The organism is Streptomyces sp. NPDC007189, assembly GCF_040703635.1.
Lineage (GTDB): Bacteria > Actinomycetota > Actinomycetes > Streptomycetales > Streptomycetaceae > Streptomyces.
In genome coordinates, this window is sequence record NZ_JBEYEY010000011.1 from 233,639 (window position 1) to 257,547 (window position 23,909).

Annotated in this window: 24 protein-coding genes; 8 read left to right on the top strand and 16 right to left on the bottom strand. The window is 73.3% G+C overall.

The genetic code is table 11. From position 1 onward, the window contains the following. Positions 1-102: 102 nt before the first annotated feature. Positions 103-555 carry a DUF6314 family protein gene (locus AB0950_RS23325; RefSeq protein WP_360161172.1) on the top strand — a complete coding sequence of 151 codons (453 nt, stop codon included), beginning with the start codon at positions 103-105 and terminating at the stop codon, positions 553-555. On the opposite strand, the gene AB0950_RS23330 is transcribed toward AB0950_RS23325, so the two are convergent. Together AB0950_RS23330 and AB0950_RS23335 are read right to left on the bottom strand one after the other, a co-directional pair. Then, a complete protein-coding gene (locus AB0950_RS23330) occupies positions 552-1,145 on the bottom strand; it encodes a histidine phosphatase family protein (protein ID WP_360161056.1) in 594 nt (197 codons plus the stop codon). The two genes, AB0950_RS23325 and AB0950_RS23330, sit on opposite strands and share 4 nt — an antisense overlap. 73 nt (positions 1,146-1,218) lie before the next feature. After that, the gene (locus AB0950_RS23335) at positions 1,219-2,745 is read right to left on the bottom strand and encodes a PLP-dependent aminotransferase family protein (protein WP_366779331.1); all 1,527 of its coding nucleotides are present in this window, start codon (positions 2,743-2,745) and stop codon (positions 1,219-1,221) included. Between AB0950_RS23335 and AB0950_RS23340 the strand changes: the two genes are divergently transcribed. Together AB0950_RS23340 and AB0950_RS23345 are read left to right on the top strand one after the other, a co-directional pair. Continuing rightward, the gene (locus tag AB0950_RS23340) at positions 2,744-3,655 is read left to right on the top strand and encodes a DMT family transporter (protein WP_360161060.1); all 912 of its coding nucleotides are present in this window, start codon (positions 2,744-2,746) and stop codon (positions 3,653-3,655) included. The genes AB0950_RS23335 and AB0950_RS23340 overlap by 2 nt on opposite strands. A gap of 20 nt (positions 3,656-3,675) precedes the next feature. Further along, positions 3,676-3,897, top strand: coding sequence for a DUF1918 domain-containing protein (locus AB0950_RS23345; RefSeq protein WP_360161062.1), 222 nt, complete (start codon positions 3,676-3,678; stop codon positions 3,895-3,897). Here AB0950_RS23345 and AB0950_RS23350 read toward each other — a convergent pair. After that, complete coding sequence (locus tag AB0950_RS23350; protein ID WP_366779332.1) at positions 3,867-5,096, bottom strand: family 10 glycosylhydrolase; 1,230 nt, start codon at positions 5,094-5,096, stop codon at positions 3,867-3,869. The genes AB0950_RS23345 and AB0950_RS23350 overlap by 31 nt on opposite strands. 170 nt (positions 5,097-5,266) lie before the next feature. Between AB0950_RS23350 and AB0950_RS23355 the strand changes: the two genes are divergently transcribed. Together AB0950_RS23355 and AB0950_RS23360 are read left to right on the top strand one after the other, a co-directional pair. Further along, a complete protein-coding gene (locus AB0950_RS23355) occupies positions 5,267-6,142 on the top strand; it encodes a 3-hydroxybutyryl-CoA dehydrogenase (RefSeq protein ID WP_360161066.1) in 876 nt (291 codons plus the stop codon). A 214-nt stretch (positions 6,143-6,356) separates the two neighbouring features. Next, positions 6,357-6,614 carry a hypothetical protein gene (locus AB0950_RS23360; RefSeq protein ID WP_360161068.1) on the top strand — a complete coding sequence of 86 codons (258 nt, stop codon included), beginning with the start codon at positions 6,357-6,359 and terminating at the stop codon, positions 6,612-6,614. 12 nt (positions 6,615-6,626) lie between these two features. Here AB0950_RS23360 and AB0950_RS23365 read toward each other — a convergent pair whose 3' ends face one another. The 3 genes from AB0950_RS23365 to AB0950_RS23375 all read right to left on the bottom strand — a co-directional run bounded on the left by AB0950_RS23365 (position 6,627) and on the right by AB0950_RS23375 (position 9,770). Further along, positions 6,627-7,163, bottom strand: a complete 537-nt coding sequence (locus tag AB0950_RS23365; RefSeq protein WP_360161070.1) for an NUDIX domain-containing protein — start codon at positions 7,161-7,163, stop codon at positions 6,627-6,629. A gap of 65 nt (positions 7,164-7,228) precedes the next feature. Further along, the gene (locus AB0950_RS23370; RefSeq protein WP_360161072.1) at positions 7,229-8,569 is read right to left on the bottom strand and encodes a transcriptional regulator; all 1,341 of its coding nucleotides are present in this window, start codon (positions 8,567-8,569) and stop codon (positions 7,229-7,231) included. A 118-nt stretch (positions 8,570-8,687) separates the two neighbouring features. Then, positions 8,688-9,770, bottom strand: coding sequence for a PP2C family protein-serine/threonine phosphatase (locus AB0950_RS23375; protein WP_360161074.1), 1,083 nt, complete (start codon positions 9,768-9,770; stop codon positions 8,688-8,690). A gap of 154 nt (positions 9,771-9,924) precedes the next feature. Between AB0950_RS23375 and AB0950_RS23380 the strand changes: the two genes are divergently transcribed. Continuing rightward, positions 9,925-10,611, top strand: a complete 687-nt coding sequence (locus tag AB0950_RS23380) for a hypothetical protein (RefSeq protein ID WP_366779333.1) — start codon at positions 9,925-9,927, stop codon at positions 10,609-10,611. A 57-nt stretch (positions 10,612-10,668) separates the two neighbouring features. Here the strand turns inward: AB0950_RS23380 and pheT are convergent, their stop codons facing one another. The 7 genes from pheT to infC all read right to left on the bottom strand — a co-directional run bounded on the left by pheT (position 10,669) and on the right by infC (position 18,144). After that, on the bottom strand, positions 10,669-13,191 hold the full coding sequence (gene pheT, locus AB0950_RS23385; protein WP_366779334.1) for a phenylalanine--tRNA ligase subunit beta: 2,523 nt from the start codon (positions 13,189-13,191) through the stop codon (positions 10,669-10,671). Next, entirely contained in the window at positions 13,191-14,312 is a 1,122-nt protein-coding gene (gene pheS, locus AB0950_RS23390; protein WP_360161082.1) for a phenylalanine--tRNA ligase subunit alpha, read from the bottom strand. Before pheS ends, pheT begins: the two co-directional genes overlap by 1 nt. A gap of 137 nt (positions 14,313-14,449) precedes the next feature. Then, positions 14,450-15,583 carry an ATP-binding protein gene (locus AB0950_RS23395; RefSeq protein WP_360161084.1) on the bottom strand — a complete coding sequence of 378 codons (1,134 nt, stop codon included), beginning with the start codon at positions 15,581-15,583 and terminating at the stop codon, positions 14,450-14,452. A 51-nt stretch (positions 15,584-15,634) separates the two neighbouring features. Beyond that, positions 15,635-16,489, bottom strand: a complete 855-nt coding sequence (locus AB0950_RS23400) for an RNA methyltransferase (RefSeq protein WP_360573991.1) — start codon at positions 16,487-16,489, stop codon at positions 15,635-15,637. A gap of 197 nt (positions 16,490-16,686) precedes the next feature. Continuing rightward, the gene (gene rplT, locus AB0950_RS23405) at positions 16,687-17,070 is read right to left on the bottom strand and encodes a 50S ribosomal protein L20 (RefSeq protein WP_004002577.1); all 384 of its coding nucleotides are present in this window, start codon (positions 17,068-17,070) and stop codon (positions 16,687-16,689) included. Positions 17,071-17,167: 97 nt separating this feature from the next. Continuing rightward, a complete protein-coding gene (gene rpmI, locus AB0950_RS23410) occupies positions 17,168-17,362 on the bottom strand; it encodes a 50S ribosomal protein L35 (protein WP_003977225.1) in 195 nt (64 codons plus the stop codon). 113 nt (positions 17,363-17,475) lie between these two features. Then, complete coding sequence (infC, locus tag AB0950_RS23415; protein WP_360161089.1) at positions 17,476-18,144, bottom strand: translation initiation factor IF-3; 669 nt, start codon at positions 18,142-18,144, stop codon at positions 17,476-17,478. Between the two features lie 377 nt (positions 18,145-18,521). Between infC and AB0950_RS23420 the strand changes: the two genes are divergently transcribed. Then, positions 18,522-18,887, top strand: a complete 366-nt coding sequence (locus AB0950_RS23420; RefSeq protein ID WP_360161091.1) for a DUF1844 domain-containing protein — start codon at positions 18,522-18,524, stop codon at positions 18,885-18,887. 1 nt (position 18,888) lies between these two features. Here the strand turns inward: AB0950_RS23420 and AB0950_RS23425 are convergent, their stop codons facing one another. Then, a complete protein-coding gene (locus AB0950_RS23425) occupies positions 18,889-19,620 on the bottom strand; it encodes an SseB family protein (protein WP_366779352.1) in 732 nt (243 codons plus the stop codon). Positions 19,621-19,813: 193 nt separating this feature from the next. Here AB0950_RS23425 and AB0950_RS23430 point away from each other — a divergent pair, with 193 nt between their 5' ends. Continuing rightward, on the top strand, positions 19,814-20,773 hold the full coding sequence (locus AB0950_RS23430) for a serine hydrolase (RefSeq protein WP_360161093.1): 960 nt from the start codon (positions 19,814-19,816) through the stop codon (positions 20,771-20,773). A gap of 52 nt (positions 20,774-20,825) precedes the next feature. Here AB0950_RS23430 and mycP read toward each other — a convergent pair whose 3' ends face one another. Together mycP and AB0950_RS23440 are read right to left on the bottom strand one after the other, a co-directional pair. After that, positions 20,826-22,019 carry a type VII secretion-associated serine protease mycosin gene (gene mycP / locus AB0950_RS23435; RefSeq protein WP_366779335.1) on the bottom strand — a complete coding sequence of 398 codons (1,194 nt, stop codon included), beginning with the start codon at positions 22,017-22,019 and terminating at the stop codon, positions 20,826-20,828. Then, a complete protein-coding gene (locus tag AB0950_RS23440; protein ID WP_360573996.1) occupies positions 22,016-22,906 on the bottom strand; it encodes a hypothetical protein in 891 nt (296 codons plus the stop codon). Before AB0950_RS23440 ends, mycP begins: the two co-directional genes overlap by 4 nt. Between the last annotated feature and the right edge of the window lie 1,003 nt (positions 22,907-23,909).

The window sequence follows — 23,909 nt, forward strand, 5'->3', positions numbered from 1 at the left end:
GAGGTGTTTTTACGGTGAACCGGCCTTGCGGATCTGCCGGCGGCCGGGGTGAAGGGGACGCTGTTGGCACCGCTAAGCTCGGTGCGGACGGAAGGCATGGTGATGGACGGCGAGTTCTGGCCGGTGGCCGATGTGCTGGCGCATCTCGCCGGCCGCTGGCGTGTCGAGCGGGACGTGCGGGATCTGGCGAGCGGGGACGAGGGCCGCTTCGAAGGGGTCGTCGACTTCACCGCGCTGCCCGGCGGAGCCCTGCTGCACGAGGAGTCCGGTGCCTTCACCTGGCAGGGTGTGACCCGGCCGGCCACCCGTACGCTGCGGTTCCTGCCCGGGCCGACGCCGGGCACGGCCGACGTCCGGTTCGCCGACGGGCGGCCCTTCCACGAGCTGGACCTCGGCACCGGGCACTGGATCGCCGAGCACCCGTGCGCGGCCGACCTCTACCGGGGCGAGTTCACCGTCCGGGACGCCGACCACTGGCGGACGGTGTGGCGGGTCGGCGGCCCCGCGAAGGATCTCCTCCTCACCACCGACTACGTGCGCGAGGCCGGGCGCTAGGTGTGCGAGGGCTGGGCCGAGACCCCGTCGAGGCGCAGGTTCCAGCGGCCCGCGCGGCCGGTGACGGTGGTCATGGACAGCGGGCGCACGTCGATGTTCCAGTAGGTCGACGGCGGCGCCTTCAGGGCGTAGACCAGGGCCGCGCGGATGACGGCGGGCTCGGCTACGGCGACGATCCGGCCGCCGTCGTCGGCCGGGCGGGTGTCCAGCCAGCCTCCGACCCGGGAGATGAACGCGAGCAGGGACTCGCCGCCGTGCGGGGTCGCACGGGGGTCGGCGAGCCAGGCGTCCACCGCGTCGGGTTCGCGGGCCATCGCCTCGCCCAGGGTCAGTCCGCTCCAGCGGCCCATGTCGCAGTCCCGCAGGGCGAGTTGGACCAGCGGGGCGTACCCCAGCGCGTCGCCGGTGGCCCGGCTGCGCGGCGTGGGCGAGCAGTACCGCAGCTCGGCCGCCGCCAGCGGCAGCAGGTCCCCGGCGGCGCGCTGCACCTCTTCCCAGCCGGCCTGGTCCAGCGGCCGGTCGTCCTGGAAGCGCTCCGCCAGCAGCGGGGCGCTCCGCGCGGCGGCGACGAACGTCACCCTCAGTGGCATGCGGTGATGGTGTGCCGATTGTGTGCGCTGGTCAAGAGCTGTTGCCTGTGGGCTACTCGCGGTAAGCGGCTGCTTACTCGACTGGCCGGGAAGCGGTGTTCTCCGTGACGGGTGGCACGCTTCGGGGCGCGTCACCGGAGGTCGGCTGCGGCATGGTCACCGTGCCCTGGAACACCTCGTCGCAGGCCGCGCGCAGCCGTCGTACCCCCTCGGCGATCTCCCCGGTCCCGGCGACCGCGGCGAAGCTCAGCCGCAGGTGGGCCGCGGGGGGTTCGGCGCTGAAGTAGGGGCGGCCGGGGGTGAGGGCCACGCCCGCGCGGAGGGCGGCCGCGGCGAGGGCGGTCTCGTCGGTTCCCTCCGGCAGGCGCAGCCAGAGGTGGTAGCCGCCGGAGGGGATGTGCGGCAGGGCGAGTTCGGGCAGGCGCCCGGCCAGGGCGGCCGTCATGGCGTCCCGGCGGGCCCTCAACTCCTGTGACAGTGCGCGCAGATGGCGGGGCCAGGCCGGGGAGCCGACCAGTTCCAGGGCCGCCTCCTGCAGCGGGCGGGGCACGAAGAAGCTGTCCACGACCTGGATGGCGCGCAGCCGCTCCAGCACCGGGCCGCGCGCGGCCAGCGCGCTCACCCGGAAGCTGGGCGAGGTGGCCTTGGTCAGCGAGCCGACGTGCACCACCACGCCGTCGGGGTCGTCGGCCGCGAGCGGCCGGGGCAGCGGGCCGGCGTCGGCGTGCACCAGGCGCCGTACGAAGTCGTCCTCGACGATGAAGGCGCCGGCCTCGCGGGCGATGCGCAGCACTTCGGCGCGCCGGTCGGGGGCGAGCACGGCGCCGGTCGGGTTCTGGAACAGGGGCTGGCAGACGAACACCCGGGCGCCGCTGGCCCGGAAGGCGTCGGCGAGCAGGCCGGGGCGCACGCCGTCGGGGTCGACCGGCACCGGGACGGGCCGCAGGCCGGCCGCGCGGGCGATGGCCAGCATGCCGGGGTAGGTGGGCGACTCGACGAGCACCGGAGCGCCGGGCGGGGCGAGTGCGCGCAGGGCGGTGGTGAGCGCCGACTGGCCGCCGGCCGCGATCAGCACCTCGGCCGCGGTGACGCCCCCGCCGATGTCGCGCGCGAACCACTCCCGCAGCTCCGGCAGCCCCTCCAGCGGCGGCCTCCCCCAGGCGCCGGGCCGCCGTCCGGCCCGGGCCAGGGCCGCGGCCATGGCCCGCTCCGGCTGGAGGGAGGGATGCGGATAGCCGCCGTTGAACTCCAGCACGCCGGGCGGCGGCGCGGCCAGCGAGACCGTGACCCCGGAGGCGTCGACCGTGCGCGGTACGAGGTCGGTGGCGCCGTCGGCGCTCAGCGCCACCTCCTGCCACGAGGTGTCCCCGGCGGGCGTCTCGTCCGTGCGCGGCCGGGCCCGGAAGGCGCCGGCTCCGGGCCGGGTGACCACCAGCCCCTCGGCGGCCAGCTGAGCGAGCGCGCGCGAGACGGTCACCGGGCTCACCCGGAACCGCTCGACCAGCGCCCGGCTCGATGGGAGCTTTCCACCAGGAGAGTAGCGGTCAAGGTCCCGCCGGAGCTGTTCTGCCAGTTCGCCGACACTGCTACGCTGGTCCATGAGAACACAGAGTAGCGCTACTGCCGTCAGCCCGATAGCGGTCACCGCTCCCCGCGAGCGCCGGGGCCTCGGCACCGGCCTCGCCGCCCTCGGTGTCGCCTCCTTCTCCCTGACCTTCCCGGCCACCGCCTGGGGCCTCGAGGGCTTCGGCCCCTGGTCACTGGTGGCCGTGCGCAGCGTCCTCGCGGCGCTCGTCGCGGGCGGCTGCCTTCTCGTGCTGCGGGTACCGCTGCCGGAGCGGCGGCATCTGCCGGGTCTCGCCGTCGTCGCGGCCGGCGTGGTGTTCGGCTTCCCGATGCTGACCACGCTCGCCCTGCGGACCTCCACCACCGCGCACGCCGCCGTCGTGGTCGGGCTGCTGCCGCTGACCACCGCCGTGTTCTCCGCCCTGCGCACCGGCAGCCGCCCCTCGCGCCGGTTCTGGCTGGCGGCGCTGGCGGGGGCCGCGGCCGTGGTCGCGTTCACCGTCGGACAGAGCGGCGGCGCGCTCACGCTCGCCGACGGCTATCTGTTCGCGGCGCTGCTGGTGTGCGCGGCCGGCTACACCGAGGGCGGCCGGCTGGCCCGGGTCATGCCGGGCTGGCAGGTGATCGGCTGGGCGCTGGTGCTGTGCCTGCCGCTGAGCGTGCCGGCCGCCGCGGTGGCCCTGGCGTACGAGCCGGTCCACCTCACCGGGCACGGCATCGCCGGCCTGCTGTGGGTGGCGCTGGGCTCGCAGTTCCTCGGCCTGGTCGTGTGGTACCGGGGCATGGCGGACATCGGCGTCCCGCGGGCCAGCCAGTTGCAGTTGGCTCAGCCGCTGCTCACACTGGTGTGGTCGGCGCTGCTGCTGGGCGAGCACTTCACGGCGGCCGCTCCCGTGACCGCCGTCGCCGTGCTCGTCTGCATCGCCGTCACCCAGCGGTCGTGATCATGAGGAGGGCCTGCGACATGCGTGCATCCAAGGGCGACCGTCTTGTCCAGCACGGCAGGGTGGTCGGCCAACACGACCAGGTCTCGGAAGTGGTCGAAGTACTGGGCCCCGAGGGCAACCCGCCCTATCGCGTCCGTTTCCAGGACGGCCACGAGGCGATCATGTCCCCCGGACCCGACTGCCAGGTCAAGCACCACGAGGAGAGGAATCAGCGCGGCGGTTTCGCCGACCGCCCGTAGTGGTCGCTGATCACGCGTGACATCGCGCCGATCGGATCGGCCGCCACCTCCGTGGCGGCGAAGAAGACATGCCCGCGCACCTGCGGGTGGCCGGCGGCGAGGGTGAGGTGCCGGGACAGCTCGACCGGGTCCTGCCAGGCCGAGGGCTGCCCGGCCGCTCCCGCCCGGTACAGCGCCTCGCCGATGTAGAGGTGCGTCCCGCTGCCCTTCGCGGCATCCGCCCACCACGCGACGAGCGTGGCGTAGTCGGCGTCGGCCGCGCCGATGTGCCAGTACAGCTGCGGGACGACGTAGTCGATCCAGTTCCGGCGCACCCAGCCGAGGGTGTCGGCGTACAGGTCGTCGTACGACTGCACGCGCGCCCGGGTGTCCGAGCCGCGCGGGTCGGCCGAGGCGTTGCGCCACACCCCGAAGGGGCTGATCCCGAAGCGGGTGCCGGGCCGGACGCGCCGGATGGCGGCGGCCGTCTCCCTGATCAGCGCGTCGATGTTGGCGCGCCGCCAGGCGGCCCGGCCGGGGAAGCCGCCGCCGTGGCGGTCGTAGGCGTCGTCGTCGTCGAAGGTCTGCCCGGCGACCGGGTACGGGTAGAAGTAGTCGTCGAAGTGGACGGCGTCGACGGGATACCGGGCGACCGCGTCCAGGATCGCCCGCCGCACGAAGGCGCGGACCTCGGGCAGGCCGGGGTTGTAGTAGAGGCCGTCGCCGTATCGCACCACCCAGTGCGGGTGCCTGCGGGCCGGGTGCCAGGCGGCGAGCCGGCCGGGATCGGTGTGGACCGCGATCCGGTACGGATTGAACCAGGCGTGCAGCTCAAGGCCCCGGGCGTGGGCCTCCCGCACCGCGGTGCCGAGCGGATCCCAGCCGGGGCTCCTGCCCTGGGTGCCGGTGAGGCACTCGGACCAGGGCTCGTACGGGGACGGCCACAGGGCGTCGGCGGTGGGCCGCACCTGGAAGACCACCGTGTTGAGCCGGTCGCGGGCCGCCCTGTCGAGGTGGGCGATCAGCTCCTTGCGCTGCGCGGCGGCCGGCAGGCCGGGCCGGGACGGCCAGTCCCGGTTGGACACGGTCGCCAGCCACACCCCGCGCATCTCCGTGACCCGGCGGGCCGCGCCGGTCCGGGGAGCCGCGGCCGCCGCGCCCGGCGCCGCGACCAGCGTCGGCAGCGCCAGGGCGAAGGCTCGCCGGGACAGAGGAGGCATCGGCACACCCTTACGCTCGGGATCCGCTTCGTCACGGATCGTTCCGCGCCCCAGGATGGCCCCCACCCCGCCGATCGATCATCGATACTTGACGGTAACGTGCTCGATCGGAGCAGGCGCCGAACCCGGAAGTCCTGCCAGCGAGCCGGAGAACCAGCGAAGGGGTCGATGTGACAGGCTTCCCATCGGGAGATATCACGCGCGTCGGAGTCGTGGGCTGCGGCCAGATGGGCGCGGGCATCGCCGAGGTGTGCGCCCGCGCGGGACTGGACGTGAAGGTCGCCGAGACCACCGGCGAGGCCCTGGAGATCGGCCGCACCCGGCTGTTCAACTCCGTGGACAAGGCCGCCGAGCGCGGAAAGATCACCGAGGAGGAGCGGGACGCCACCCAGGCGCGGCTCACCTTCACCACCGACCTCGGCGAGTTCGCCGACCGCGACCTGGTGATCGAGGCCGTGGTGGAGAGCGAGCCGGTCAAGACCGAGATCTTCCAGGTGCTGGACCAGGTGGTGACCCGCCCGGACGCGATCCTCGCCTCCAACACCTCCTCGATCCCGCTGGTGAAGCTGGCGGTCGCCACCTCCCGCCCGGACCACGTCGTCGGCATCCACTTCTTCAACCCGGCCCCGGTGCAGCAGCTGGTCGAGCTGATCCCGGCGCTCACCACCTCCGAGGGCACCCTCAGCCGCGCCCAGGTCTTCGCCGAGAAGGTGCTCGGCAAGCACTCCATCCGCGCCCAGGACCGCTCCGGCTTCGTCGTCAACGCGCTGCTCGTGCCGTATCTGCTCTCCGCGATCCGGATGTTCGAGTCGGGCATCGCCAGCCGCGAGGACATCGACAACGGCATGGAGATGGGCTGCGCCCACCCGATGGGCCCGCTGAAGCTGTCCGACCTGATCGGCCTGGACACCATCGTCTCCATCGCCAACAGCATGTACGCGGAGTACAAGGAGCCGCTGTACGCCGCTCCCCCGCTGCTGCAGCGCATGGTCGAGGCGGGCCGTCTGGGCCGGAAGACCGGCTCGGGCTTCTACACCTACGGCTGATCGCTTCTCCCCTCACGACTGATCACGCAGAGCTACGCTCGCGGGCCCGGCACCGAACTCGGTGCCGGGCCCATCTGTTTCACACACCGTGTGCGCGGCGGGCACGCATATGCCGCTCGCACACGCTCCCCACGCGCCCACCAGGAGAGTTGACTCCTCATGCGCATGCAAGGGATGCGGAACCACCTGTTCGACTACAGAAAGGAGCGGACTCGTGACCGCCGATCCGGAGCATCCCGTGGTCCAGGGAGAACTCGCAGAGTTACGCCGCCGCCTCGACGTGGCCTACGCCCGTGTCGAGGGAGGGCTGGCGTTGCTGAGCCATCGCACCGAGGAGACCGCCAAGGAGCTGGACGAGCTGAACTCCCGGATCGTCTCGCTGGAACACGCACGCTGGCCGCTGCCCTCCCTCGCCGTGCTCACCGCGCTGGGCGCGCTGGTGGCGACGGTCTGGCAGACGCTGGGCCGCTAGGCGCGGGGCCCGCTAGCCCTCGGCGAGCCTCGCGTGGTGCAGCAGGAGTAACGCGGCCGCCATGTTGGCGGCCGGGACCTCCCCGCGGGCGATCATGTCGGGAACGAGTTTGAGCGGAACCCATTCCCGGCGGTCCGATTCGAAGTCGTCCACGGGGTGCCCGACGTACTCGCCCCGGTCGGACCAGTAGATGTGGTGCCGGGCGTCGGTGAGGCCGTTGGACGGCTCCACGCTCATCAGGTGGTGCAGGGGCCCCGGCCGCCAGCCGGTCTCCTCCTCCAGTTCCCTGGCGGCCGCTTCGGCTATGTCCTCGCCGTCCTCGACGACGCCCGCGGCCAGTTCCCACCCCCAGCTGTCGGTGATGAAGCGGTGCCGCCACAGCAGCAGCACCTCGTTGGCGTCGTTGACCACGGTGGCCACGGCCACGGGCCGCAGCCGGATCAGGAAGTGGTCCAGATGCCGGCCGTCCGGCAGCTCGACATCTGCGAGATTGACGCTGAACCAGCGGTTTGCGTACACAGTTTGTTCGTTCAGTTTCGTCCACTGCACGGTTCTGCCACCTTCCGCCGAGTAAGTGGCAATATCGCAGCAGGAACTGTGTGCCCACAGTGGGCCTACAGCGGTACGCGCAGTGCTCCGTCGATGAGTTCGGCGGCTTCGGCGGTCCCGGCCGAGCCACAGCGCACCAGGTGTTCGCGCACCGCGCGGAGTCTGTCGCGCAGCCGCTGCGACTCCATCCCGCGTGCCTGCTCCGCCATCTGCACGGCGGTGGCCACCGCTTTGTCGGCGTTGCCCTGGCGCAGCTCGATGGTGCTGAGCATGGCGAGCCGGTGCACCCGGCCCCGGTCGTGGGCCGGGTTGCCGACGGCCGCCGCCGCGTGCTCCGCCGCGGCGGCCAGCTCGCCGAGGCTGAGCAGCGCCTCGGCCACCTGCACATTGACCAGGCCCGGCTGGACGTAGCCGGTCTCGTCGGGCTCGTAACCGCGCCGGATCCGTTCGGCGGCCGCCTCCGCGCGCCGGATGCAGGACAGCGCGCCGGCGGAGTCGCCGAGGTGGGCGTAGGCCTTGGCCTGCATCGCGTACAGATCCGAGGCGAGCGCCGGGGTGATGTGCTTGCCGGCGGCCCGCAGCGCGGCCTCCGCGAAGGCGACGGCCTGCCGGTACTCCCGCATGAACAACGACTGGTTGACCAGCAGCGCTATCACGTACGCCCCAAGTCCCCGGTCCCCGCTGGCCTTCGCCAGCCTGAGCGCCTGGTGGAAGTAGCGCTGGGCCAGCCCGTGGGCGTCGGAGTCGTAGGCGCAGATGCCCGCGATCGCCACCAAGCCGCCGGTGGCCCGGTGCAGTTGGCGTCCGGTGGCGTCGGTGTAGCTGCCGCGCAGCAGCGGCGCCGCCTCGGCGTTGAGGAAGCCGACGATGCGGCTGCGGGTCGCGATGCCGCCGGCCTTGCGGTACATCTGCTCGTAGTGCGTGCGCGCGGCCCGCAGCATCTCGATGTCGGCGGGGGTGACCCGGTGCCGGCCGCCGCGGGAGACGTCGACGTCCTCGGGCGGGTTCTCCCACTCCCACACCGGCATCACGGCCGGGGTCCCGGTGACGGCGGGGGCGCCGAGCACATGCGGCCGCTGCTGTTCGTCGGAGCGCCACAGGGCGGTGGCCCGCTCCACGAAGCCGTTCAGCGAGCCGGCGTGCGGGGTGCTGGGCTCGCCGGGCACGCCCAGGCCGATGTCGTCGAGGGTGACGGGGCGGTGCAGGCGGGCGGCGAGCACCTCGCAGATCAGGTCGGGGACCTGGCCGCGCGGCCGCTGGCCCTTCAACCACCGTGCCACGGCGGTGTGTTCGTACCGGAGCGCGAGGCCCCGTTTCCGGCCCGCCTGGTTGACGTGGGCGGCGAGGCCGGCGTGCGAGATCCCCGCCTCGTCCAGGATCGCGTCGAGCAGAGTGTTGGGCTGCATGGATGCCCCCCGAATGGCCTGTGCGGTTCAGCGTAGTGGGTCCGGCTTCGCACGGGGTGTGAACGGAGTGCTCGCATCCGCAGAGTGCATGCGGTGTCGCTCAGCGTGGCCTTCCGGTTCACTGGGCTTCCGGCCAAGCCGCCGGCTCCCCCTCGAAAAGCGGTGGCTTGGCCGGGCGAAGGGCGGCAAGGGCATTGCACCGTGCCGGGTTTCGGTCGTTGCGCAGGACCAGTAGTGCTGTGTCGTCCGTGGGAGCGCCGGCCGTGTGGTGCAGGAGCGCTGTGAAGAGGGCGCCCAGGACCGCCTGGGCGGAGACCGGACGATCCCGTACGACGTCTCTCAGGGCTTGGGGCAGCGGAAAGAACCGCCCCCGGCCGTCCCGCGCGTCCTCCACCCCGTCCGTGAAGAGGACGAGGAACTCACCGGGACCCAGATGACCGCAGCCCCGGGCCTCCAGCGCGGCCGGCAGCGGGAACGGGCCCAGCGGCGGAAGGGGTTCGACGCGCGTCAGCGGCTCGACCCTGGTGCCGCTGAGCCGGTACGGCCAGGGGTGACCGCAGTTGAGGGCGTGCACTTCGCCCGCGCGGTCGATCTCCAGGAGCAGCACGGTGACGAACTCCTCGGCGACCGGTTGGTCGGGGTCCGGGGCGCCGTGCGCGGGGTGTTCGGCGCGGGCGCGTTCGCGCAGGTGGCGGGCGAGGGCGCGGTCCAGCCGGCGCAGGACGCCGGTGAGGTCGGGCTCGTCGTGGGCGGCCTCGCGGAAACTGCCGAGGACGGCGGCGACGGTGCCGAGCGCCGCCAGGCCGTGCCCGCGGACGTCGCCCATCACCACCCGCACCCCGTGCTCGGTGGCGATCGCCTCGTACAGGTCGCCGCCGACGCACGCGCCCCGCTCCGCGGACAGCTGGGCCGCGGCGAGGTTCAGCCCGTCGAGGCGGGGCGGCAGGGGCCGCAGGACGACGCTCTGCGCGGCCCGCGCCACCCGGCGGGCCTGCCGCAGCTCCCGCAGCGGCGCGCGGCGGGCGTGGACGATCAGTCCGGTGCCGACGGCGAAGAACACAGCGCTGGTGAGAATGCGAGCGCCGAGCCCTTGCTGCTGGGCGAGGGGACAGCCGAACCGGTAACCGACCGCCACGGCTCCCCAGACCATGGGCAGTACGGCTCCCCGCGCGGTGGGCGCCCGTGCCTTGATGCGGATCATGCCACTGGTCCCCCATGGAGAGTCCCTGACAGGGCAGACGGACCGACCCCGAAAGGCCGGTCCGATTCTGTCGAGGGCATGGCCCGGGGAGACCGGATCGCCTCCGGTTCCCACCCGATCGAGTGAGCCCACGCCGGTCAACCTGCATTTATGCGTGGACGATCCGGTGCAACCGGCCCAGGCGCACAGCGATCTGGGCTTCGCGCGCTACAACGCGGGCCGGACGGCTCAGGCCGCCGCCGCGTACGAGACCGCCGGGCGCCTGCTCTCCCGGACCGGCGACCCGCGCGCGGAAGCCGAACTCGCCGTCCGCCGCGGTTATCTGAGCCGGGACGCGGGCCAGGTGGAGGAGCCGCTGGCCTCTTCCGGCTGGCCGGGAAGCTGTAGGAGCAGGCCGGCTGCCCGGCGGGCGCGGCGCAGGCGGCCGCGGCGGAGGCCTGGGACGATGCTCCAGCTGGGACACCGTACGGAGGCGGCGCAGCGGGCCCGGGCGGTGCCGGCCCTCCCCCACGCCGATCCGTCCTGGCCGCCCGGTCTGACGGCCCGGATCACGCTCGGCCTGGCCGTCGCCGGTGAGGAACGCGAGGAGGCGGCGGAGCAGCTGCGCCGGGCGCTGGCGCCGGCCAGCCACCGGGAGGCGTTCGCGCTGCTGGACGAGCTGTTCGAGGAACACTGGAAGATCCACTTCCTCGACGGCTACGCCGAGACCCACCGCCTCGCCGGCCGCCCGGAAGAGGCCCTACGGCTGCACCACGAGGCCCTCGCTCTGGCCCGGAGACTGGGCAACCAGCACGCGGAGGCACGTGCGCGGGAGGGCATCCGGGAACTCAGCGTCTGCTGACGGCGCGGCCGGCCACGGAAGACCCGCAGCCGGCCGCGCACAGAACCCCTACGGCGACTAGCCCCGAAGCACCGCCCCGGTCCGCTCGCCCGCGAGGGCGACCGCCGCGTCGCGGGCCGCCGACGCCTCGTCCACCGTCAGCGTGCGGTCCGCCGCGCGGAAGCGGAGCGCGTACGCCAGGGACTTCTTGCCCTCGCCCAGCTGCTCGGCGTTCTCGTAGACGTCGAACAGCCGGATGGACTCGAGGAGTTCACCCGCGCCCTCGCGCAGCGCCGCCTCGACCTCGCCGGAAGGGATCGGCTTGTCGACGACGAGCGCGACATCCTGCGTGGCGACCGGGAACGTGGAGATCCGCGGCGCCCGCGGGACGCCGTCGCCCACCGTCTCCAGCGCGTCCAGGTTCAGCTCCATCGCGCAGGTGCGCTCCGGCAGCCCCAGGGCCTTCAGCACCCGCGGGTGCAGCTCGCCCGCGTGGCCGACGACCCGCTCCGCGCCGTCCGCGCCGATCACCAGCTCGGCGCAGCGGCCGGGGTGCCAGGGGCCGTACTGGCCCTTGCGGACGGTCAGTCCGGCACCGGCCTCACGGGCGACGACGCGCGCCGCCTCGACCGCGTCGGCCCAGTCCGCCGGACGGCCCTTGCCCCACCAGCCGGCCTGCTCGCGGGCGCCGGCGAGGACGACGGCCACGTGCCGCGGCTGCTCGGGCAGCGCGGCGTTCAGCACGGCGATCTCCTCGTCGGTGGGACGCCGGTCGACCGGCAGATGCGTGGCCACCCGCTGCTCCTCGCGGGGCTGGAACACCAGCCCGGTCTCGAACAGCGCCAGGTCGTGCGAGCCCCGGCCGTCGTTGCGCCGCAGCGCGCCGAGCAGGCCCGGCAGCAGCGTCGTACGCAGCGCGGGCTCCTCGTCGCTGAGCGGGTTGACCAGCTTGACGACGCGGCGGGCCGGGTCGTCGGTCTCCAGGCCGAACTGGTCGAAGACCTGCTCGCCGAGGAAGGGGTAGTTCGGCGCCTCGACATAGCCGGCGCCGGCCAGGGCGCGGCCGACCCGGCGGTGCAGCCGCTGACGCTGGGTCAGGCCGCGGCCGGAGGGCGGCTTGGGCAGGGTGGAGGGCAGGTTCTCGTAGCCCTCCAGGCGGATGACCTCTTCGGCCAGGTCGTTCGGGTCGACCAGGTCGGGCCGCCAGGACGGGACGGTGACGATCAGCTCGTCCTGCCCGTAGACGTCGCAGCCGACCTGCTGGAGGCGGCGTACGACGGTCTCGCGGCCGTAGACGACGCCCGCGACCTTGTCCGGGTGGTCGGCCGGGATGGTGATGGTGCGCGGGGCCGAGGGCGCGATGATCTCGGTGACACCGGCCTCCGCCGTGCCGCCCGCGAGCAGCACCAGCAGGTCCACCGTGCGCTGCGCGGCGGCCGCGGCGGCCTGCGGGTCGACGCCGCGCTCGAAGCGGCGGGACGCCTCGGTGAGCAGCTTCTGCCGGCGGGAGGTGCGGGCGATCGCGACGGCGTCGAAGTGCGCCGCCTCGATGACCACGTCCGTGGTGCCGTTCGAGCCGTTCTCCGTGATCTCGTGGTCGGCGATCTCGGTGTTGGCGCCGCCCATCACGCCGGCGAGGCCGATCGGGCCGCGGTCGTCGGTGATGACCAGGTCCTCGGCGTGCAGCGTGCGCTCGACGCCGTCGAGGGTGACGAGCTTCTCGCCCTCCTGGGCGCGGCGCACGCCGATGGTGCCCTGGACCAGGGAGCGGTCGTAGGCGTGCAGCGGCTGGCCCAGCTCCATCATCACGTAGTTCGTGACGTCGACGGCGAGCGAGATCGGGCGCATGCCGACCTTCTGCAGGCGGCGCTGCAGCCAGATCGGGGAGCGGGCCTCGGGGCGCAGGCCGGTGACGGTGCGCGCGGTGAAGCGGTCGCAGCCGAAGGGGTCGGTGACCTGGACCGGGTAGCCGTAGGCGTTCGGGGCCGGCACGTCGATCAGGGCGGGGTCGCGCAGCGGCAGGCCGTAGGCGATGGCGGTCTCGCGGGCGACGCCGCGGATGGACAGGCAGTCGCCGCGGTTGGCGGTGACGGCGATGTCCAGGACCTCGTCGACCAGTTCCAGCAGCTCGATGGCGTCCTTGCCGACCTCGGTCTCCGGCGGCAGCACGATGATGCCGTGGCTGCCGTCGTCGCCCATGCCCAGCTCGTCGCTGGAGCAGATCATGCCGTGGGACGTCTTGCCGTAGGTCTTGCGGGCGGCGATGGAGAAGCCGCCGGGCAGCGTGGCGCCGGGGAGGACGACCACGACCTTGTCGCCGACGGAGAAGTTGCGGGCGCCGCAGACGATCTCCTGGGGCTCGCCGGTGCCGTTGGCCCGGCCGACGTCGACGGTGCAGAAGCGGATCGGCTTCTTGAAGCCCTCCAACTCCTCGATGGTCAGCACCTGACCGACGACCAGCGGGCCCTTGAGGTCGGCGCCGAGCTGTTCGACGGTCTCGACCTCCAGGCCGGCCGAAATGAGCTTGGCCTGGACGTCGCGGCCGGTCTCGGTGGCCGGCAGGTCGACGTACTCCCGCAGCCAAGAAAGCGGGACCCGCATCAGATCTCCATCCCGAACGGCCGGGTGAACCGGACGTCACCCTCGACCATGTCTCGCATGTCCTCGACGTTGTGGCGGAACATCAGCATCCGCTCGATGCCGAACCCGAAGGCGAAGCCGCTGTACTTCTCCGGGTCGACGCCGCAGGCGGTGAGCACCCGCGGGTTGACCATGCCGCAGCCGCCCAGCTCGATCCAGCCCTCGGACGAGCAGGTGCGGCAGGGCCGGTCGGGGTTGCCGACGGACTCGCCCTTGCAGACGTAGCAGAGCATGTCCATCTCGGCGCTGGGCTCGGTGAAGGGGAAGAAGTTCGGCCGCAGCCGGGTCTTCATGCCCTCGCCGAACAGCGACTGGACCATGTGGTCCAGGGTGCCCTTGAGGTCGGCCATGGTCAGGCCCTCGTCCACGGCGAGCAGCTCCACCTGGCGGAAGACGGGGGTGTGGGTGGCGTCCAGCTCGTCGGTGCGGTACACGACGCCGGGGCAGATCACGTACACCGGCAGCTCGCGCTCCAGCAGCGAGCGGATCTGCACCGGCGAGGTGTGGGTGCGCAGCACCACGCCGGACTCGGCGCCGCCGTCGGGGCCCTGCACGAAGAAGGTGTCGGCCTCGCCGCGGGCCGGGTGGTCCGGGCCGATGTTCAGGGCGTCGAAGTTGAACCACTCGGCCTCGACCTGCGGGCCCTCGGCGACTTCGTAGCCCATGGCCACGAAGATGTCCTCGATGCGCTCCGAGAGCGTGGTGAGGGGGTGGCGGGCGCCGGCCGGGACGCGGTCGTACGGCAGCGTGACGTCGACGTCCTCCTCCACCAGCACGCGCGCGTCGCGCTCGGCCTCCAGCTCGGCCTGGCGGGCGGCGAGGGCCTTGTTGACGGCGCCGCGGGCCATGCCGACGCGCTTGCCGGCGTCGGCCTTGGCGTGCGGGGGCAGGGCGCCGATCTCGCGGTTGGCGAGGGCCAGCGGGGAGGCGGGGCCGGTGTGGGCGACCTTGGCCTCGTGGAGCGCGTCGAGGGAGTCCGCGGCGGCGAAGGCGGCGAGCGCCTCGTCCCGCATGCGCTCGATCTCTTCCGGTTTCAACGCCTCGACCTCGACAGGGTCGTACGACTTATTGGGTGCCGACATCTCTTCCCGTGCTTCCGATTGGCTGGCGGATGGTCCCCGACACCGACTCTCAGCGCTGTGACAGCCGCGTGAAGGACGCAAAGGTGCCAAAGGCCGAGTCTAACGGGGTGGAGGCAGACGAATGCGCCCGTGGGCCACTAGGCGAGATACGCCGGCGCCGCCACGGGCAACGTAAATCGGAACTCGGCGCCGCCGCCGGGGGCGCGGCCGACCGTGATGGTGCCGCCGTGGGCCTCGACGATGCCCTTGACGATGTACAGCCCGAGGCCGGTGCCACCGCGCTTGCTGCCCCGCCAGAAGCGGGTGAAGACGCGGTTCATGGACTCCTCCGGGATGCCGGGACCCTCGTCGCTCACCGTGACCGACGTGCCGGTCTGCTCGCCCTCGCGCGGGGACGCGCAGGGCATGACGTCAATGGTGACGGTTCCCTCGCCGTGCCGCACCGCATTTTCGATGAGGTTGCTGAGCACCTGGTCGATCTTGTCGGGGTCGGCCCACAGGGCGGGCAGCGGCTGCTCGATGCGCAGCAGGAAGCGGTCGGCGGGCTGGCCGGCGGTGACGTAGGCCTGGATGTGCCGGGAGACGGCGGCCCCGATGTCGACGGGCTGGCGGCGCACCTCCAGCCGCCCGGAGTCGATCCGCGAGATGTCCAGCAGCTCGGCGATGAGCCGGGTGACGCGGTCGGCGTCGGCGTCGACGGTCTCCAGCATCAGCCGCTTCTGGTCGTCGGTGAAGCGTTCCCACTTGGCGAGGAGGGTGGCCGTGAAGCCCTTCACCGAGGTGAGCGGCGAGCGCAGCTCGTGGGCGACGGTGGCGATCAGCTCGGCGTGGCTGCGCTCGGTGCGGCGGCGGGCCTCGGTGTCCCGCAGCGAGACGACGACCCGCTGGACGGGCCCCAGGGGCCGCTCTCGCACGTACCGGACGGAGACGAGCACCTCCCTGCCTCCGGGCAGCAGCAGATTGCGCTCGGGCTGCCGGGTGCGGGTCGCGAGGCCGCCGTAGGGATCGGTGAGCTGCCACCAGCGGCGGCCCTCCAGGTCCTCTAACGGCAGGGCCTTCTCCAGGGGCTGGCCGAGGGCGTCGGCGGGGCGTACGGCGGCGATCCGTGCGGCGGCGGCGTTGAAGCAGACGACACGGCCCTCCTCGTCGGCGACGACGAGGCCGTCGGGCAGCTGGTCGGGGTCGATGCCGGGGTGCTCTGCGCACCGGGACGCGGATGCGCCCCGCGCGTCCCGTCCCTCCGGCGCGGTGCTCGTGCCGGCCACACTCATCCCCGTACCCCACCTCTTTCGACGGCGCAGGGCCCCGAGCTGGTCACCCTACTAGCTCTGGGTGACGGAGCGGCACCCTCCGGAGGCGCGCTGCGCACGGGCCGACGCGTAGAGACATACGGCGGCGGCGGTGGCGAGGTTCAGGCTCTCGGCCTTCCCGTGGATCGGCACTCGCACCACGGCGTCGGCGAGCGCGCGGGTCTCCTCCGGCAGCCCCCAGGCCTCGTTGCCGAACACCCAGGCGGTCGGCCCGCCCATGCTGCCCTTGTCCAGCTCCTCGTCCAGGTCGCGGTCCCCCGCCCCGTCGGCGGCGAGGATCCGCACACCGGCGTCCTTCAGCCCCTCGACGGCCCGCTCGACGGGCACGCCCACGGCGACCGGCAGATGGAAGTGGGAGCCCACGGAGGCGCGTACGGCCTTGGGGTTGTACAGGTCGACGGAGGCGTCGGTGAGGATCACGGCCTCGGCCCCGGCGGCGTCGGCGCACCGCAGCACGGTCCCGGCGTTCCCGGGGTCGCGCACATGCGCCAGCACGGCGACCAGCTTCGGCCGGGCGGCGAGGATCTCCTCGAACGGCACGTCCAGGAACCGGCACACCCCGACGAGCCCCTGCGGGGTGACGGTGGTGGAGATGTCGGCGATCACCTCCTCGGAGGCGAGCTGCACCCGCGCACCCGCGTCCCGCGCGGCCCCGACGATATCGGCGTACCGCTCCGCGGCCTCCACCGTGGCGAACAGCTCGACCAGGCTGGGAGCAGCACCGACCCGATGCCCAGCCGCCTCCCGGACAGCCTGCGGCCCCTCCGCCAGAAACAGCCGGTCCTTACCCCGAAAATTCCGCTTGGCAAGCCGCCGAGCAGCAGAGACACGCGCGGACCGGGGCGAGATCAGCTCGGGGCTGGACATCCTGTGTTCTTCACCTTCGAGAAAGTCTTCACTTTGCGGCACCGGGGGCTGGCAGCGCCCCGAACGGGGCGCGGGGAACTGCGCGACCAGCCCCCACCGGCCCGCGGCCGGAAAACGACCGAGCCACTCAACAACAGGACCCGCAAGCCACAAAAGCCTGCGGGTCCCAGTGAACGTCGGCTAAAGCCAGCGCAGCGTCACGCGGCCTTGGGCGCGTTGACGTCCGAAGGCAGCGCCTTCTGCGCGACCTCGACGAGTGCGGCGAACGCGCCCGCGTCGTTGACGGCCAGCTCGGCCAGGATCTTGCGGTCGACCTCGACGTTCGCGGCCTTCAGACCCTGGATGAAGCGGTTGTAGGTGATGCCGTTGGCGCGGGCAGCGGCGTTGATGCGCTGGATCCACAGCTGACGGAAGTCGCCCTTGCGCTTCTTGCGGTCGTTGTAGTTGTAGACCAGCGAGTGGGTGACCTGCTCCTTGGCCTTGCGGTACAGGCGCGAACGCTGACCGCGGTAGCCGGAGGCCTGCTCGAGGATCGCCCGGCGCTTCTTGTGGGCGTTGACTGCCCGCTTGACGCGTGCCACTTGTTAACTCCTTGTAGCGGGGTCGTGGTGGTCCTCACACGACCCGGAAACGATTCGGTCCCGGTCCAGACGTACGGCGCTCAGGCGGCGCCGCAGGTCACTTGCCGAGAAGCTTCTTGATCTTCGCGGCGTCGCCCGGGGCCATCTCGGCGTTGCCGGTGAGGCGACGCGTGACGCGGGACGACTTGTGCTCGAGCAGGTGGCGCTTGCCGGCGCGCTCGCGGAGCACCTTGCCGGAGCCGGTGATCTTGAAGCGCTTGCTGGCACCGCTGTGCGACTTGTTCTTCGGCATAGCGCCGTTATCTCCTCGTCGGTGGCGCTCCGGTGCCCGGTCGCGAAAACCGGGCACTGTGGAGCGTCGCTCTTCTTTCGGTTACATCCACTGGGGACGGGTGTCCCCCGGGATCACGCCTCGGCGGGCTCCTCGGCGGACGCCTCGGCCTCGGCCTCGGCGGGGTTCTGCGAACGACCGGGGTGGGCCTTCGCCTCCGCCTTGCGGGCTTCCTGTGCCTGCCGGGCCTCGGCCATGGCCTCGGTCTTCTTCTTGTGCGGACCGAGGACCATGATCATGTTGCGGCCGTCCTGCTTCGGGTTCGACTCGACGAAACCGAGGTCCTGGACGTCCTCCGCGAGGCGCTGCAGCAGTCGGTAGCCCAGCTCGGGACGGGACTGCTCGCGACCACGGAACATGATCGTGATCTTGACCTTGTCGCCCTGCTTGAGGAACCGGACGACGTGACCCTTCTTGGTGTCATAGTCGTGCGGGTCGATCTTCGGCCGGAGCTTCATCTCCTTGATGACCGTGTGCGCCTGGTTCTTGCGCGCCTCACGGGCCTTCATGGCCGACTCGTACTTGAACTTCCCGTAGTCCATGAGCTTGCACACGGGCGGACGGGCGTTCGCCGCGACCTCGACCAGGTCGAGGTCGTACTCCTGCGCAAGCTCCAGTGCCTTCGCGAGCGGCACGATGCCGACCTGCTCGCCACTGGGACCGACAAGTCGCACCTCGGGAACGCGAATCCGGTCGTTGATGCGGGGCTCGGCGCTGATGGATCCTCCTCGGTAGCACCACACGGTTGTCTGGCGGACAGCCGCGTATGTCTTTTCGTTAGACCTAACCGCGCCGAAGCAGCAAAAATGCCCCGGACGATCACAGGCGGGGCTCCAAAGCACTACCGGAGCACCGCCGCGATGCCGCGGGGCGCGCTTTCGGGCGACTCCATCGTCCGTACGGAACGATGGTGGCCGCCTGACCGGGTGACCCGCCGTCCCGAAGGACGGTCAGGTGGGAGATCGGAGCCTCCACTTGTGGGCCGGGAGCTCTGTTGCACGCAGGGCATGCCCGGCCGGTCGTGAACCAGGTTAGCAGGATCGCTTGACAAGGGCGAACCGGAGAGCGCTCGACAAGGCTCGGGCGAAGCGGTGATCCGGCACCGCCTATCGTGTGGGGCATGAGTGAGACCCCTCCTGAGAATCCCGAGAACCCCGACTTCGACGCGATGACCCGGGACATCGCCGAGGTCCCCGCCGTCGAGGTGATCGTGACGGTCGCCGTCAACCTGATGAGCGCCGCCGCGGTGAAGCTCGGGCTGAGCGAGGAGGGCGAGAAGTACAAGGACCTGGACGAGGCCCGCAAGCTGATCACCGCGCTCGCCGGCCTGCTGGACGCGAGCACGACGGAGATCAGCTCCTTCCACGCGGCCCCGCTGCGCGACGGCCTGAAGTCGCTGCAGCTGGCGTTCCGCGAGGCGTCCGTCGTGCCGGACGAGCCGGGCCAGGGGCCGGGCGAGAAGTACACCGGCCCGATCTACGGCTGATCTATTCCTTCACGTACAGGGGCTCGCCCGGAGGCATGGTCCCGGCCGGCAGCAGTGCCAGGTCGAGGCCGCGCACCAGGCGGGCCCTCAGCGTTTCGTCGGCCGCCAGGCGCTCGGCGACCGCGCGGGCGGCCTCGGCGGGCGGGGCGGCCGGGTCGAGGACGAGGGCGAGGGTGCCGTCGGCGCGTCCGGGCCCGAGGTGGGCGCGCAGCACGGCGGGCTCCGCCGCCACGGCCGTACGGACGGCCTCGGTCACCGCCGGGTCGGCGAGGGGGTCCGTGCTGGTGCGGCCCTCGGCGAGGGCCAGCAGCGCCGGGCCGGTCAGCTCGAACGGCACGGGCCCGGCGAGGTCCAGCACCACCGTGTCGGCCTTCTCGTGCGCGGCGGCCTGCAGCGCCTGGTGCAGGGGTACGGCGACCGGGCGGGCCGCCGGGTCCCAGCGGGCCAGGGAGTCGGTGGAGGTGAAGGCGGGCAGCGCGGTGCGGTCGCCGGCCTTCAGGGTGGGTACGGCCATGTCGCTGGTCTTCTCGCGGCGCAGCCCGTTCTCGTCCTCCTCCACCTCGCCGAGCACGGCGACGACCGGGACGAGCAGGCGGGCGCCCTTCAGTGCCTTAAGCACCGGCCCGAGGGCGCTGCGGTCCTCGGCCCAGGCCGCGAGCGCGGCGCTCAGCCGGGGGTCGGCGGAGCCGTCGTCGCCGGAGAAGCCGGGGTCGGGAATGTTCTTGTTCGCCACGGTCACCGACCCTATCGCCACGGTCATCGAGCCCATCGGCACGGTCACCTGGCCCATCGGCACGGTCATCCACCCCATCGGCCGGTACGCGGCCCGTGGGCACGGGAGTCTTCACAGGAATCTCAGCATTCCCTGATCCCTGTCACAGCCCGGACCGACGGAGCGCACAGCACGCGCGCCGAGCATCGCGGGCATGGAGTCCCCCAGAGCCCGCCATGGCCGTCGTGCGCGCCCGTCCCGGCGCCGTCCGCTTCCGTCCCTCGTGCTCGTCCTGGTCGCCGTGGCCGGGGTGACCGCCGGGGGCACGGTGTACGTGAAGGCGCGGGCGCACCCGCAGACGGCGGCCGTATCGTCGGCGGCGACGCCCCCGGCCTCCCCCTCGGCCGGGGCGGGCGAGGAGGCCTCGGTGGAACCGGTGACGGAGCCGGCGGTGGACCGGACGGCGCTGTTGAGCAAGGCGATGACGGCGGTGAAGGTGCCGGCGGGCGCGCGGGTGTCGGCGGCGGTGCTGGCGGTGGACTCCGGGGAGAGCGCCGCGTACGGGGACGCGGCCTTCGACACGGCCAGCATCGTCAAGGTCGACATCCTGGCCGCGCTGCTGCTCCAGGCGCAGGACGCGGACCGGCGGCTGACGACGGCCGAGAAGGCGTACGCCACGAAGATGATCGAGAACAGCGACAACGCGTCGGCGACGGCGCTGTGGGGCGCGATCGGGCGGGCGGAGGGCCTGGACGCCGCGAACAAGCGCTTCGGGCTGACCTCGACCTCCGGCGGCGAGGGCGAGCTGTGGGGGCTGACGCAGACCACGGCCGCCGACCAACTGCTGTTGCTCCAGCAGGTGTTCGGGGAGGAGTCCGAGCTGAGCGCGGCCTCCCGGAGCTATGTGCAGGGGTTGATGAAGTCGGTCGAGCCGGACCAGCGGTGGGGGGTGTCGGCCGTCGCGGAGGGCAACGCCTCGACGCTGCTGAAGAACGGCTGGCTGGCGCGCAGTACGACGGGCCTGTGGGACGTGAACAGCATCGGGCGGGTGACGGTGGACGGCACCGACTATCTGGTGGCGGTGCTGTCGAAGGGCACCGAGAGCCAGGCGAAGGGCATCGCACTGGTGGAGGCGGCGGCCAAGGCGGCGGTGTCGGCGTTCACCGGCACGTGACGGGGTGGACTGCGGCGGGAGACCAGGGGTGGCCGTGGCGTACCGGGCGCGCCTAGGCCGTCTGCCGACGCCCCCGCCACAGTACCACGCCCGCCACCAGCAGGACCCCGCCGGTGCCGCCGGCCAGGGGGCCCGCCCAGTCGGCGGTCGAGGAGGCGGTCTTGGGGGCGTCCGGCCCGTCGCCGAAGTACGTCTTCCCGTACGACGCCGCGCGCAGGCTCCGCGGCTTCAGCCGGTCCGCCGCGCGCAGGGCCGCCGCCGGGTCGATCATGCCGAAGCCGCGGGAGTCGTCCCGGCCGCCGGCCGGCGCGTCCCGTGCGGTGTCCTCCAGGAGCTTCTTGATCTGGGCCGGGCTCAGCTCGGGGTGTGCCGCCCTGACCAGGGCCGCCGCGCCGGAGACGAAGGCGGAGGCGGCCGAAGTGCCCCAGCCCGCGTAGTACTTGTGGTCCGGGTCGGCGATGACCACGTCGACGCCGGGCGCGCTGACCGCCGCGTACCAGCGGCGGGTCGAGAAGGAGGCGCGGGTGCCGTAGCGGTCCACGGCGGTCGCCGCGATGACGCCGGGATAGGCGGCCGGGTAGGAGATGTGGTCGCCCTTGTCGCCGCCGTTGCCCGCGGAGGCGACGACGACCACGCCCTTCTTCAGGGCGTACTGCACGGCCTCGTCCTCGCTGGGCTCGGGGTGCGCGGAGTTCGAGTCGTCGCCCAGGGAGAGGTTGATGACGTCGGCGCCGTGGTCGGCGGCCCAGCGGATGCCGTCGGCGAGGGCGTTGCCGCGGGTGGTGCGGGCCCGGGCGCGGGCGGAGTCGCCGTCCTCCAGGATCACGCGCACGGGCAGGATCTTCGCCTCGGGGGCGACGCCCATGACACCGGCGCTGCCGCCGGGGCCGTGGCCGTGCCCGGCGATGATGCCGGCCATGGCGGTGCCGTGCCGCGCCCAGTCGCGGTCGCCCTGACTGGCGCCGAAGCCGATCATGTCCTTGGCGGGCAGGACGTTGCCGGCGAGGTCCGGGTGGTCGGCCTCGACGCCGGTGTCCAGGACGGCGACGGTGACGCCCCGGCCCTTGGTGACGCGCCAGGCCTGGTCCAGGTGCAGCGCGGACAGGCCCCACTGCTGGGCGCGGATGCCGTCGGCGTGGGCCTCGGTGACGGGCAGCAGGGTGAGGGCGCCGGTGAGCAGCAGGCTCAGGGCGGCGCCGGCGCGGGCCGTGCGGCGGCCGCGGGGCGCGGGCCTCGTTCGCCTCATGAGGGTTTCTCCGTGGCCGTGCCGAGGTTCTGGCGCAGCCGCCGTTCGATGCGGTCGGCCAGGCCCTGGGCCTCGTTGCCGAGACCGGCCTGGGCCGGGGCGGTGGTGGCGCCGTCGGTGACGGCGTCGGCGGCGGGCTGGGGCGTGTCGACGTCGCGGCCGTCGGCCCAGCCGGAGACGGCGTAGACGACGACGGGGGCGTCGGTGAGGACGGAGATCGTCCAGGAGGCCCGCTGCCGGTCGCCGAAGCCGGCGGCGGCGGTGCCCTTGGCCGCGTACGGCCGTGGCATCAGGTCGGCGCGCCGGTCCAGGCGCTCGGTGCGGAAGCGGTGTGCGAGCGCGGACATGGCGGCGGGGTCGGCCTTGGTGAACAGCAGGCCGACGGTGGTGACATAGCTCTGGGTGGCGTCGGTGTAGGTGGCGCGCAGGAGCCGCCGGCAGCCGACCGGGGCGAGCACCTTCTGCAGGAGCGGGTCGAAGGCGTGCGCGCAGCCGCCGTCCGGGGCGACGGCGATCCGGGTCCAGGTGCGGTCGGCGCCGCCGGGGCCGGCGCCGGGGCCCTGGACGGTGGGCGGGAAGAGCTGGTCGACGGGCACGCTGTGCCACAGCGCCCCGGCGGTGGCGAAGTGGTCGCCGGCGCCGGCGTCCCCGCCGCCGTCGGTGAGCCAACTCCCGGTCGCGGCGCCGCCGATGAGGCCGAGACCGAGCACGAGGCAGGCGGCGGCGACGGCGGTCCGGGGCGCCACCCGGTGCCCCGGCCGCTCGCTGAAGGCCTCCGGCTCCCCGAACGACACCACGGGCCGTACGGCCGCCCCGGCACCCCACGACAGCGCCGGATCCGGCCCGGCCACACCGGGCGGCGGCCCGACGGGATGAGCGGGCGCCATAGGACTCCAGGCCCGCCCCTGCGCACCCACGGCACCGGCCCCGGTACGACCCACCCCGGCAGCAGGCCCCGCCCCGCCCCGCCGCGCCTCCGGGGCACCGGTAACCGGACGGAGCCGGGCGGTGGTCTCCGACGGGGTGGCGGGGCGGGGCGCGGCCGCGGTGGCAGGGCGAGGCGGGACCGAAGGCCGGGAGGCGGCGTCAGGGCGAGGTGCGGCCGAGGACCGGGACGCGGTGACGGAGCCGGGCTGGGCCGTAGGCCTGGACGCGCTGGCAGGGCGAGGCGGGGCCGTGGGCCCGGGCGCGCCGGCCGACCCGGGCTGGGCGCTCGTCTCCGACGTGGTGATCGGGCGGAGCCGGGCCGTCGTCTCGGAGGGGGCCTCCGCCGGGGCTCCCGGCCGCCGGGGATCCTCTGCGGGCCGGTGTGCCTCACGCCCCGTGCTCGGCGGAGCGTCGGGGAACCGGGCCGAGGCGGGTGGCGGGGGCGGGCTCACGGGCACACCGGCCGCCGGCACGACGGGCCGCGGCGCGCCCGGCCGAACCTGCTGCCCGAGGCCGGAACCGGAGCCCCCGGACGTCCGGCCGTCACGCGCGGCGGCCTGCCCGTCCGACGCGCCGCCGCCAGCGGCCCGCCCACCGGAGGGCGAGCCCTTACCCGCCGATCCCCTGGCAGTGGCCGGGCCGTTGCCTGCGGACGCCGCGGCAGAAGGCGCCCCTTGGCCCGCGAAATCCCCAGCCGACGCACGGTCCTGGCCCGGGGCGGTGCCTCCGGAGGCGTGCCCCTGCTGCGTGGTACCGCCCCCGGACGCGTCCTCCTGCTGCACGGCGTCGCCCCGCTGCGGGCGGCCCTGGCGGGGGGTGAAGACCGAGGGCTCGTCGTCGGGGTCGGCGGGGGGAGCGGACGGGCGTGGGGGGATGGGAGCGTGGCGCGCTTCCGTGGTCATGCACCCCCCGTTTCCTCGTCCCCGGGCCGTCCTCTCCTCGTGCCCGGGCCGTCCTGCTGTG

Bases quoted from the DNA above. Each gene is read 5' to 3' on its own strand.
- AB0950_RS23325 (WP_360161172.1), top strand. From the start codon at position 103: ATGGACGGCGAGTTCTGGCCGGTGGCCGATGTGCTGGCGCATCTCGCC.
- AB0950_RS23330 (WP_360161056.1), bottom strand. From the start codon at position 1,145: ATGCCACTGAGGGTGACGTTCGTCGCCGCCGCGCGGAGCGCCCCGCTG.
- AB0950_RS23340 (WP_360161060.1), top strand. From the start codon at position 2,744: ATGAGAACACAGAGTAGCGCTACTGCCGTCAGCCCGATAGCGGTCACC.
- AB0950_RS23335 (WP_366779331.1), bottom strand. From the start codon at position 2,745: ATGGACCAGCGTAGCAGTGTCGGCGAACTGGCAGAACAGCTCCGGCGG.
- AB0950_RS23345 (WP_360161062.1), top strand. From the start codon at position 3,676: ATGCGTGCATCCAAGGGCGACCGTCTTGTCCAGCACGGCAGGGTGGTC.
- AB0950_RS23350 (WP_366779332.1), bottom strand. From the start codon at position 5,096: ATGCCTCCTCTGTCCCGGCGAGCCTTCGCCCTGGCGCTGCCGACGCTG.
- AB0950_RS23370 (WP_360161072.1), bottom strand. From the start codon at position 8,569: ATGCAGCCCAACACTCTGCTCGACGCGATCCTGGACGAGGCGGGGATC.
- AB0950_RS23375 (WP_360161074.1), bottom strand. From the start codon at position 9,770: ATGATCCGCATCAAGGCACGGGCGCCCACCGCGCGGGGAGCCGTACTG.
- pheT (WP_366779334.1), bottom strand. From the start codon at position 13,191: ATGCGGGTCCCGCTTTCTTGGCTGCGGGAGTACGTCGACCTGCCGGCC.
- pheS (WP_360161082.1), bottom strand. From the start codon at position 14,312: ATGTCGGCACCCAATAAGTCGTACGACCCTGTCGAGGTCGAGGCGTTG.
- AB0950_RS23395 (WP_360161084.1), bottom strand. From the start codon at position 15,583: ATGAGTGTGGCCGGCACGAGCACCGCGCCGGAGGGACGGGACGCGCGG.
- AB0950_RS23400 (WP_360573991.1), bottom strand. From the start codon at position 16,489: ATGTCCAGCCCCGAGCTGATCTCGCCCCGGTCCGCGCGTGTCTCTGCT.
- rpmI (WP_003977225.1), bottom strand. From the start codon at position 17,362: ATGCCGAAGAACAAGTCGCACAGCGGTGCCAGCAAGCGCTTCAAGATC.
- AB0950_RS23420 (WP_360161091.1), top strand. From the start codon at position 18,522: ATGAGTGAGACCCCTCCTGAGAATCCCGAGAACCCCGACTTCGACGCG.
- AB0950_RS23430 (WP_360161093.1), top strand. From the start codon at position 19,814: ATGGAGTCCCCCAGAGCCCGCCATGGCCGTCGTGCGCGCCCGTCCCGG.
- mycP (WP_366779335.1), bottom strand. From the start codon at position 22,019: ATGAGGCGAACGAGGCCCGCGCCCCGCGGCCGCCGCACGGCCCGCGCC.
- AB0950_RS23440 (WP_360573996.1), bottom strand. From the start codon at position 22,906: ATGGCGCCCGCTCATCCCGTCGGGCCGCCGCCCGGTGTGGCCGGGCCG.